The 10,608-nt window shown below is 70.3% G+C and carries 8 protein-coding genes and 2 tRNA genes; 2 read left to right on the plus strand and 8 right to left on the minus strand.

The genetic code is table 11. From position 1 onward, the window contains the following. Positions 1 to 131: 131 nt before the first annotated feature. Complete coding sequence (locus tag ACFQ80_RS21925) at positions 132 to 671, minus strand: peptidylprolyl isomerase (RefSeq protein WP_430549428.1); 540 nt, start codon at positions 669 to 671, stop codon at positions 132 to 134. Between the two features lie 105 nt (positions 672 to 776). Here ACFQ80_RS21925 and ACFQ80_RS21930 point away from each other — a divergent pair, with 105 nt between their 5' ends. After that, positions 777 to 1,787 (plus strand): hypothetical protein, encoded by a 1,011-nt coding sequence (locus ACFQ80_RS21930; protein WP_430565130.1) that lies wholly within the window; start codon positions 777 to 779, stop codon positions 1,785 to 1,787. 84 nt (positions 1,788 to 1,871) lie between these two features. Here the strand turns inward: ACFQ80_RS21930 and ACFQ80_RS21935 are convergent, their stop codons facing one another. The 7 genes from ACFQ80_RS21935 to gyrB all read right to left on the minus strand — a co-directional run bounded on the left by ACFQ80_RS21935 (position 1,872) and on the right by gyrB (position 8,571). Beyond that, complete coding sequence (locus tag ACFQ80_RS21935; protein ID WP_430565131.1) at positions 1,872 to 2,240, minus strand: YciI family protein; 369 nt, start codon at positions 2,238 to 2,240, stop codon at positions 1,872 to 1,874. Positions 2,241 to 2,382: 142 nt separating this feature from the next. Continuing rightward, positions 2,383 to 2,458, minus strand: a tRNA-Ala gene (locus ACFQ80_RS21940). A 30-nt stretch (positions 2,459 to 2,488) separates the two neighbouring features. Beyond that, positions 2,489 to 2,608, minus strand: coding sequence for a DLW-39 family protein (locus ACFQ80_RS21945; RefSeq protein WP_217700772.1), 120 nt, complete (start codon positions 2,606 to 2,608; stop codon positions 2,489 to 2,491). A 63-nt stretch (positions 2,609 to 2,671) separates the two neighbouring features. Beyond that, positions 2,672 to 2,745: transfer RNA gene (locus ACFQ80_RS21950), tRNA-Ile, on the minus strand. A 116-nt stretch (positions 2,746 to 2,861) separates the two neighbouring features. After that, positions 2,862 to 3,731, minus strand: coding sequence for a DUF3566 domain-containing protein (locus tag ACFQ80_RS21955; RefSeq protein WP_430565132.1), 870 nt, complete (start codon positions 3,729 to 3,731; stop codon positions 2,862 to 2,864). Next, complete coding sequence (gene gyrA / locus ACFQ80_RS21960; RefSeq protein WP_430565133.1) at positions 3,731 to 6,352, minus strand: DNA gyrase subunit A; 2,622 nt, start codon at positions 6,350 to 6,352, stop codon at positions 3,731 to 3,733. The genes ACFQ80_RS21955 and gyrA overlap by 1 nt, the downstream gene beginning before the upstream one ends. A gap of 116 nt (positions 6,353 to 6,468) precedes the next feature. Continuing rightward, a complete protein-coding gene (gyrB, locus tag ACFQ80_RS21965; RefSeq protein ID WP_430565134.1) occupies positions 6,469 to 8,571 on the minus strand; it encodes a DNA topoisomerase (ATP-hydrolyzing) subunit B in 2,103 nt (700 codons plus the stop codon). A gap of 442 nt (positions 8,572 to 9,013) precedes the next feature. Here gyrB and ACFQ80_RS21970 point away from each other — a divergent pair, with 442 nt between their 5' ends. Further along, complete coding sequence (locus ACFQ80_RS21970; protein ID WP_430565135.1) at positions 9,014 to 10,573, plus strand: LPXTG cell wall anchor domain-containing protein; 1,560 nt, start codon at positions 9,014 to 9,016, stop codon at positions 10,571 to 10,573. Positions 10,574 to 10,608: the final 35 nt, after the last annotated feature.

Genomic DNA, 10,608 nt, shown 5'->3' on the forward strand with positions numbered 1-10,608 from the left:
GGTCGGGGTCGGGAACCTCGTCGCAGTTCCATCTTTCCCGAAGTGGAGCGCCCCTTGGGCGCGTGAACGGGACTGCGACGAGGTTCCCGACCCCGACCGTGACCAGGTGACCCGGTTTCGGTCTGTGTCGGTCAGTCCTCGATGGTGACGCTGTTGATGACGATGTCCTGGACGGGGCGGTCGCCCGGTCGGGTCGGGGTGTCACCGATCGCGTCGACGACGGCGCGGGAACCGTCGTCCACGACCTTGCCGAAGATGGTGTGCTTGCCGTTCAGCCACGGGGTGTCGCCCGTCGTGATGAAGAACTGCGAGCCGTTGGTGCCCTCGACGGCGCCCGTGACGGGGTTGCGGCGCTTGCCGGCGTTCGCCATCGCGAGGATGTACTTGCCGTCGAACTGGAGCTCGGGGTGGATCTCGTCGTCGAAGGTGTAGCCGGGGCCGCCGGTGCCGGTGCCCAGCGGGTCCCCGCCCTGGATCATGAAGTTGTCGATGACGCGGTGGAAGATCACGCCGTCGTACAGGGGGTCGTTGCGCTCGGCGCCCGTGGCCGGGTCCGTCCACGTCGTGGTGCCCTTGGCCAGCCCGACGAAGTTCGCGACGGTCTTGGGCGCGTGGTTCGGCAGCAGCTCGATGCGGATGTCACCGGCGGTGGTGTGGAGGGTTGCGAACATGCCCTCATCCTCTCACCCTCCCTCTCACCATCCGTCTCCACGACCCGCACGGCGCGGCCCGCGCGTACCGCTGCAGGCCAGGGCGCCAGGTGGCACAGTGGGTCCATGGTGCGAAAGAACGTGGGCGACAGCGTCAAGGACACTGCCAAGGACCAGGCCGAGAAGCTCTCCGCCAAGGTGAGCTCGACGATCAACGACATCGACACCGAGAAGCTCAAGGGCTCCGCGACCGAGGCGGCCGCCGTCCTGGTCGACGTCGGCGCCCGTGCTGCGGGCGGGGCGAAGGACGCCGCGAACCAGGCCAAGGACTGGGCCGAGCCGCGGGTCGACTCGTTCCTCGAGTGGCTCGTGCCCCGCGCCGAGAAGGCGTGGCGCGAGAGCGTGCTCGCGGCGGCGCCGCGGGTCGAGAAGGTCGCCGACAAGGCGGGCCCGCTCGTGGACACCGCGCACGACAAGATCGTGGACGACTACCTGCCGCGGGTCGTCACCGCCTTCAACGAGGCGGCGACGCGCGCCGGGGCCGCCGCGGGTGCGGCCGGCGTCCTGGCGGCGGACGCCGCGCGCGACGCCGCGGAGAAGGCCGGACGCGCGGGCAAGAAGGCCGCGAAGAAGGCGGCCAAGGAGGCCACCAAGGCCCAGGCCGCCGCCGAGAAGGCGGCGGAGAAGGCCGCCAAGGAGGCCGAGAAGTCCGGCAAGGGCAAGGGGCTCTTCTGGTTCCTCGCGCTCGCCGGGGCCGCCGTGGCGGGCTATGCCTTCTGGCGCCGCGCCCAGCCGCAGAACGACCCGTGGGCCGAGCCCTGGGAGCAGCAGTCGGGCCCGGACTACGACGGCGCGGCCCGCGACGCGCGGCACGCCGTCGCCGACGCGGCGGAGGCGGTCGGCGAGGCCGCGGGGCACGCCGTCGCGAAGGGTCGCGAGGCCGCCGAGCGCGCCTCCGAGAAGGCCGCCGAGCTCGGCGAGGAGGTCACCGAGGCCGTGGACAAGGCCAAGGACAAGGCGACCGACGCCGCCAAGAAGGCCACGAACCGCACGCGCTCTGCTGCCCGCAAGACCGAGGACGCCGCCGAGGACGCGGCGGACGCCGCGAAGGACGCGGGGGAGGGCGACAAGGCCTGATCCGACCGCCGTCCGGGACGGCACCGCACCGCTCGCCGCAGGGCCTCGTCCACAGGACGGGGCCCTGCTGCTATCGGCCTGTTGTCAGCCGGACGGCGCGTCCTGGAACGCCCGGACCTCGACCCGACCGCCGAGCGCCTCGGCCGCCAGGGTGCCCCATGCGATGGCCGCGGCGTCGTCCGCCGCCTCGATCACCCAGAGCCCGCCGAGGTACTCGGGAGCCTCGACGAACGGTCCCGGGGCGACGGTCGCCGTCTCACCCGACCCGTCGATCGTCGTGGCCGTGCTCGGCGGGTGCAGTCCTCCGGCGAACCGCAGCGCGTCCGCGGCCTCCAGCGATTCGTTGAAGGCGCCCACCGCCGCGAGCGTCGCCTCCAGCTCGTCCGGGTCCATCGTCGCCATCGTGGGTTCGGTCTCGGAGTCGTGCGGCACGGACAGCAGGTACAGCGTCATCGTGACCCCCTCGTCGTGACGGCCGGCCGGTCGGCGGGCCCACCCACCACCATGCGGGACCGGGGGCGGGGGCTCAACACCTCGGGCACGCCGGCACGGAACGACGAGACCCCGCACGCCGGCAGGCGTACGGGGTCTTCGGTGGTGGAGCCAAGGGGACTCGAACCCCTAACCCCCTGCTTGCAAAGCAGGTGCGCTACCAATTGCGCCATGGCCCCTGGCGGCCTCGTCAGACGGGCCGGGCGTGCTCAGTCGATGGTGTCGGTGACCTCGGACCACAAGTCCCGGTCGGCCGAGTCCTCGTTGAGACGGCGCCAGACCAGGTAACCCGCGCCCAGCGCGAGCAGGAGGACGAACAGCTTCTTCATCTTCTGCCTCCTCGTCACGACCGTCGTCGTGCGTCTCGGGCCCGGGCCTGAGGTGGCCTGGAGTGGGGCTAGGAGGACTTGAACCTCCGACCTCTTCCTTATCAGGGAAGCGCTCTAACCGTCTGAGCTATAGCCCCGAGCGCGCCCCCGCGAGGGAGCGCGTGCAGCACGGAACATTACCGTACGCTCGGGTCCGTTCCCAAACCGGGGGTGCCGTCGCGCGGTGTGACGTCGGTCCCGGTCGGGACGGGGTTCACTCGTCCGTCAGCGTGAGGTGCACGCCGCCGACGAGTGCTGCGGTGATGTTGTACAGGATGGCCATGATCGTGGCGAGCGCGGTCAGCAGCACCACGTTGACGATGGCGATCAGCACCGACAGGGAGACGACCCGGTCGAACTCGATGAACTGCATGAGGTTCACGGCCTGCGGGCCGATCGTCTCGCTCAGGAAGCCCTGGATCTTCGCGAACGTGCCCATATCGTTGAGCACGTACCAGACCACCATCGTCGCGACGACGGTGATGAAGCCGATCGCGACGGACAGCAGGAACGCCAGCTTCATGATCGACCACGGGTCGACGCGCGAGACCGACAGCCGCACCCGACGCGCGCCGGCGCCGGGCTGCGCGGCCCCGACCATCGGGCTCCCCACGGGGGCCGCGGCCGCGGGAGCGGCCGTCCCGTGCACGCCACCGGCCGAGTAGTGCATCTCCGGACGCGGCTCGGCGGGCTTCGCGGCGTTCTTGGCCGTGCCCGTGACGCCGGTGCTGCCCGCGCCGTCCTGCGCCTTGACCGGCGCCTCCGGCATGACCGACTGGACCTTCTTCGCCGCGCTCCGCGCGGCGGCGAGGGCGGCGGCAGCGGCCTTCACCGCGCCTTCCTTGACGGGGGACGCGCCCTGGGCGGCGGTGGTGCCGTCCGAGGTGACGCCGGCAACGGGCGACGGTGCGGCGACCGGCGGTGCGGGCGGTGCGGGCACCTCACCGAGTCGGACGGCGCCGGCTGACGCCGCGGCCGGCGCCGCGCCCGCAGCCGGGCTGCGGCGGTGGGTCGAGTCGTCGATCTCCGCCTCCCGCGTGGGAGGCGCCGACGACGCCCGGGTCGACGCGCTGTTCTCCGTCATCAGTCCTCGTCCCCGCTCGTGGTCTGCTCGTCGGCGGCCTGCTCGTCCACGCTAACCGACTCGTCGCCGCTTGCCTCGTCGACGTCCCGACGCTCGACGTTACGGGCGACGGCGATGATGCGGTCCCCGCGGTCGGGCTTCGCGAACGTCACGCCCTGCGTGGTGCGGCCGGTGAGGTTCACCTCCGCGACCGCCGAGCGCACGATCTTGCCACGCTCCATGATGACCAGCACCTCGTCGTCCGCCTCCGTGACCAAGGCCCCCACGAGGTCTCCACGAGCCTCGACCAGGTTGGCGACCTTGATGCCGTAGCCGGCGCGGCCCTGGACGCGGTACTCCGTGATCGCGGTGCGCTTCGCGAAGCCGCCCTCGGTCACGACGAACAGGTCCGTCCCCGGGGTGACGACGTCCGCGTTGAGCAGCTCGTCCTCCTCACGGAACTTCATGCCGGTGACGCCGGACGTCGCGCGGCCCATCGGGCGCAGCGTGTCGTCGTCGGCGGGGAACCGGATCGACTGGCCCTTGCGGGACACGAGGATGAGGTGGTCGTCCGCGTTCACGAGCCGCGCCGCGACGAGCTCGTCGGGGTGGCCCTCGTCGTCCTCGCGCAGGTTGATGGCGATGAGGCCACCCGAGCGCGGCGAGTTGTACTCGCCCAGGCGGGTCTTCTTCACCAGGCCGCGACGGGTCGCGAGCACCAGGTAGTCCGCCGCCTCGTAGTCGGGCAGGTCCAGCACCTGGGCGATGTGCTCGCCGGGCTGGAACGCCAGCATGTTCGCCACGTGCTGGCCCTTGGCGTCCCGACCGCCCTCGGGCAGCTCGTAGCCCTTGGCGCGGTACACCCGGCCGAGGTTCGTGAAGAACAGCAGCCAGTGGTGCGTCGTCGTGACGAAGAAGTGCTCGACGATGTCGTCCTCGCGCAGCGCGGCGCCGCGCACGCCCTTGCCGCCGCGCCGCTGGGCGCGGTAGCTGTCCGAGCGGGTGCGCTTCGCGTACCCGCCGCGCGTGATCGTGACGACGACCTCCTCCTCGGGGATGAGGTCCTCGACCGACATGTCGCCGTCGAACGGCAGCACCGTGGTGCGGCGGTCGTCGCCGTAGCGCGCGACGATGTCGTCGAGCTCGTCCTGGACGATGGTCCGCTGGCGCTCCGGCTTCGCGAGGATGTCCTTGTAGTCCTCGATCTCCCGCTGGAGGGAGTCGTGCTCGTCGATAATCCGCTGGCGCTCGAGGGCGGCGAGCCGGCGCAGCTGCAGCGCCAGGATCGCGTTCGCCTGCTGCTCGTCGACGTCGAGCAGCTCCATCAGGCCGGTGCGGGCCTGCTCGGCGTCGGGGGAGCGGCGGATGAGGGCGATGACCTCGTCCAGCGCGTCGAGTGCCTTGAGGTACCCGCGCAGGATGTGGATCTGGCGCTCGGCCTCCGCCAGCAGGTACTCGGTGCGCCGGCGGACGACCTCGATCTGGTGCGTGGTCCAGTGCCGTACGAAGGCGTCGAGGCTGAGCGTGCGCGGCACGTCGTCGACGAGCGCCACCATGTTCGCGCCGAAGCTGAACTGCAGCGGCGTGTGCTTGTACAGGTTGTTCAGCACGACCTTGGCGATCGCGTCGCGCTTGAGCACGATGACGAGGCGCTGGCCGGTGCGGCCCGACGTCTCGTCGCGGATGTCCGCGATGCCGGCGAGCTTCCCGTCGTTGACGAGGTCCGCGATCTTGCTGGCGAGGTTGTCCGGGTTGACCTGGTACGGCAGCTCGGTGATGACGAGGCAGATCCGGTTCTGGATCTCCTCGACGTTCACGACGGCGCGCATCGTGATGGAGCCGCGGCCGGTGCGGTACGCCTCCTCGATGCCCTTGGTGCCGAGGATCGTGGCGCCGGTGGGGAAGTCCGGCCCCTTGATGCGGAGCATCAGTGCGGCGAGGAGCTCCTCGCGCGACGCGTCGGGGTTCGCGAGGTGCCAGCGCACGCCCTCCGCGACCTCGCGCAGGTTGTGCGGCGGGATGTTGGTCGCCATGCCCACCGCGATGCCGGCGGAGCCGTTGACCAGAAGGTTCGGGAACCGGGCGGGCAGGACGACGGGCTCCTGCGTGCGGCCGTCGTAGTTGTCCTGGAAGTCGACCGTGTTCTTCTCGATGTCCCGGACCATCTCCATGGCCAGCGGGGCCATGCGGCACTCGGTGTACCGGGGGGCGGCGGCCGGGTCGTTGCCGGGCGAGCCGAAGTTCCCCTGGCCCGCGACGAGCGGGTAGCGCAGCACCCAGTCCTGCACGAGGCGCACGAGGGTGTCGTAGATCGCGGTGTCGCCGTGCGGGTGGAACTTGCCCATGACGTCGCCCACGACGCGCGAGCACTTCGAGTACGCGCGGTCAGGGCGGTAGCCGCCGTCGTACATCGCGTACAACACACGGCGGTGCACCGGCTTGAGGCCGTCCCGCACGTCCGGGAGCGCACGCCCGACGATGACGCTCATCGCGTAGTCGAGGTAGCTCCGCTGCATCTCCAGCTGGAGGTCCACCTGGTCGATGCGGCCGTGCTGCACCGTGACCGCACCGTCGGTCGTGTCGATCGCCTCGTCGTCCGGGGCGCCGTCCGTCATGTCGGGACCGGGGGTCTCGTCCGTCACCGTCTACCTTCTTCCTGTCCTGCGCCGCCGGGGCGCGGGTTCCGTCGTCCTCGAGATCATGGGTGGGCTGACGTACAACGACGTCCGTACGAGTTGTACGGCGTCGTCGTCAGCCGCTAGATGTCGAGGAAGCGGACGTCCTTGGCGTTGCGCTGGATGAAGCTGCGGCGGGACTCGACGTCCTCGCCCATGAGCACCGAGAAGATCTCGTCGGCCGCGGCCGCGTCGTCCATGGTCACCTGCAGCAGCGTGCGGTGCTCCGGGTCCATCGTGGTGTCCCAGAGCTCGGTGTAGTCCATCTCGCCCAGGCCCTTGTAGCGCTGGATGCCGTTCTCCTTGGGGATCCGCTTGCCGGCCGCGATCCCCTCCTTGAGGAACGCGTCCCGCTCGCGGTCGGAGTACACGTAGTCGTGCGGCGCGTTCGACCACTTGAGCCGGTACAGCGGCGGCTGCGCCAGGTACACGTGGCCGTGCTCGATGAGCGGTCGCATGTACCGGAACAGCAGCGTGAGCAGCAGGGTGCAGATGTGCTGGCCGTCGACGTCGGCGTCGGCCATCAGCACGATCTTGTGGTACCGGAGCTTCGAGATGTCGAAGTCCTCCCCGATACCGGTGCCGAACGCCGTGATGAGGGACTGGATCTCCTGGTTGGAGAGCGCCTTGTCCAGCCGGGCCCGCTCCACGTTGAGGATCTTGCCGCGCAGCGGCAGGATCGCCTGGTTGTGCGGGTTGCGGCCGCGGACGGCGGAGCCACCGGCCGAGTCGCCCTCGACGATGTAGACCTCGCAGTCCTCGGCGCGGTTGGACTGGCAGTCCTTGAGCTTGCCGGGCATCCCGCCGGAGCTGAGGATCCCCTTGCGTCGCGTGGCCTCGCGCGCCTTGCGCGCCGCGATGCGCGCCTGCGACGCCTGGATGGCCTTGCGGATGACGTCGCGCGCCTCCGTCGGGTGCGCGTCGAACCAGTCGACGAGCTTCTCGCGCACCACGCGCTGCACGAACGTCTTCGCCTCGGTGTTCCCGAGCTTCGTCTTGGTCTGGCCCTCGAACTGCGGCTCGCCGAGCTTGACGGAGATGACGGCGGTGAGCCCCTCGCGGATGTCGTCACCCGTGAGGTTGTCGTCCTTCTCCTTGATGATCTGCTTGTCGCGCGCATAGCTGTTCACCAGGGTGGTGAGCGCCGCGCGGAAGCCCTCCTCGTGCGTGCCGCCCTCGGTGGTCGAGATGGTGTTCGCGAACGTGTGCACCGACTCGCTGTACGCGCTGGTCCACTGCATCGCGATCTCCACCGAGATCTTCCGCTCCGTGTCCTCCGACTCGACGTCGATGATCTCGGGGTGGATGAGCTCGGACTTCTTGGCCGCGTTGATGTGGGCCACGTAGTCCGTGAGGCCGTTGTCGTAGCGGTACGTCACTGTCCGGACGGGGTTCGCGACCTCGGCGTCGGCGGCGCCGTCGGCGGCGGTGACGTCGGTGTCCGCACCCTCCGGGGCCTGGCCGGCGACCTCGTCGTCCGCGACCGCGTGGCCTGCGCGCTCGTCGCGCAGCGTGATCTGCAGGCCCTTGTTGAGGAACGCGTACTGCTGGAAGCGCGAGCGGAGCGTCTCGAAGTCGTAGTCCGTGGTCTCGAAGATCGAGTCGTCGGCCCAGAAGGTCTGCGTGGTGCCCGTGGGCTCGCCCTCGGCGAGCGGCTCGAGCTTCTGCACCTCGGTGACCGGCTCGCCGCCGTCCCGGTACTCCTGGCGCCAGTGGAAGCCGTCCCGCTTCACCTCGGAGACGAAGCGGGTGGACAGCGCGTTTACCACCGACATGCCCACGCCGTGCAGGCCTCCGGAGACGGCGTAGCCGCCGCCGCCGAACTTGCCGCCCGCGTGCAGGATCGTCATGACGACCTCGAGCGTCGGCTTGCCCTCGGTGGGGTGCATCGCGACAGGGATGCCGCGCCCGTTGTCGCGGACCCGGACGCCGCCGTCGGCGAGGAGGGTCACCTCGACGCTGTCGGCGTGACCCGCGAGGGCCTCGTCCACAGAGTTGTCCACAATCTCGTAGACCAGGTGGTGCAGGCCCCGCTCGCCCGTCGAGCCGATGTACATGCCCGGGCGCTTGCGGACGGCCTCCAGGCCCTCCAGGACGGTGATGTTGCCGGCGTCGTACCCGCTCCCCGGTCCGGCGGCTCCGTTGGCGACAGTGTCGGGACGGGGGGTGTCGGTTCGGTCTGCCACAGGCGGAGCTGCTCCTCGGTCGTCGTGCACGCGCCGACGCTTCGTGCAGTGTGCAGGCGGCGCGGCTCTCAGGTTCCGGGCTGCGCTCGACCGAGCCGTGCGAGAGGTCGCAGCACGACCCGGAATGACCGTCCCAGTCTACCTGCCGGAGGCAAGGAAACGGCGGATTGACGCCGCTGGAGGGAAGTTCCGCACACGTTGTCCACAGGTCGTGGACGACGGGCTCTCCACAGCCTTGTCCACAGGGTTTTCCTCAGGCTTGTCCACAGTTTGGGGGCGATCAGAGCCACTCCTCCGGAACGTCGGGTATTTGTGCTCTGACCGTTATCAACGACTCTCCCGATTTACTCCAAAACCTGGTGTACTACACGACGATTCCCCGTTCCGCACGTCGACTGGCGCGCGCCTGTGCACCGGTCACCACCGAAGGGACAACCCCACAGTGAAGAGGACCCTGGCAGGCGTCGCCGCGACGACGCTCGCCGTCGGAGGGATGCTCGTCGCCACCGCGGCGCCGGCCTCCGCCCACACCCCGCGAGTCAGCGACTCCTGTACCAGCCTCGAGGTGAAGCTCACCCAGTACCAGGGCGCCGACGTCGTCGTCACCATCGACGGCGCGATCGCCGCCGACGAGTCCTTCGGAGACTCGTGGCGCCGCACCTTCGAGCTCGACGGGTCGAAGGCCCACGAGTGGTCGGTGCAGGTCGACGCCCACGACGGCGACCGCTACGACTGGCCGCGCACCCCGGAGGAGGAGAAGGACGCGAAGGGCACGACGACGCCCTGTGTCCCCACGACGCCGGAGCAGCCCGAGGGCACCGACGTGCAGGTCGGGATCTACCTGTACCCGAAGCTCGACAAGGACAAGCCCGCCGCGTGGGAGAACTCCGGGAAGCAGCAGCTGCTCGGCACCACGCCGCTCACCGTCCCCGAGGACGAGCTCACGAACGACCAGCACTGGTACACCGAGCTCCCGGAGACGGACGCGCTCGACGACATCGACCTGTGCACCGGCTGGGGCATCCAGCAGGACCTGGTGCGCGGCGGCGTCGACGACTACACGATGCCCGAGACCATCACGTACCCCGACGGCTCGTCCATGGACGGGCACCTGGTCGACTGGCAGCACCAGGAGCTGAGCGACTTCGGCATCGAGCTGCCGTCCACCGAGGACTGCGCCACGCCGACCGTGCCGGAGGTCCCGGAGCCCCAGGTCGTGGTGCCGCAGGCGCCGGCCGCGCTGGAGATCTGCGGCGCGGACGCGTCCGACGTCATCCTCCCGGCGGACACGGGGGACGTCACCTACCTCACCACCGAGCAGGGCGTGCTCGCCGTGCCGACCGAGGGGCGCACCTTCGGCGACGACCTCGCCGGGTACACCCGCACCGAGGGTGGCGACGTGATCTTCCCGATCGAGCAGCTCGTCCCGTCGGAGGAGGACTGCGCGCTGGTCCCCGGTGACATCGGCGCGGTCTGCGTGGGCGACACGCCCTACCTGGACTACGGCGTCTCCCTGCCCGAGGGCGTCGAGGTGGACAACGACACTCCGCTGACCATCACGTTCCTCCACCCGGAGGGCGGCGAGAACTACGTCGCCGCCGACCAGCCGCTGGAGGGCGAGCTGCTGTGGCCGGGCGCCTCCGACACCGCGCCGAAGCAGTGGCCGGGCTGGGAGCAGCAGGACGACGGCTCCTACGTGGAGACCGACGGGAACTACGCCTGGACGCGTGACGACGTCGAGGTGCTCTTCGAGGTCAACCCGGAGTACTCGCAGATCGTGAGCTACCCCGAGGCCAACACCGAGTGCGCCAACCCGATCGGCGCCGGCGGCGCGGACGTGGAGGTCGTCGCGGACGACACCGACGTCCCGCCGGCCGAGGCCGAGGGTGCCGACGAGCTGCCGCAGACGGGTGCGACGGTCGGCGTCTTCGCCGGGATCGCCGCGCTGCTGATCGTGGGTGGCGGCGTGCTGTTCTGGCTGCGTCGCCGCATCCAGCACTGACGCACCGACGCACTGAGCGAACGACGGGCCCGGCC

The organism is Isoptericola sp. NPDC056578 (assembly GCF_042793275.1).
GTDB lineage: Bacteria > Actinomycetota > Actinomycetes > Actinomycetales > Cellulomonadaceae > Isoptericola.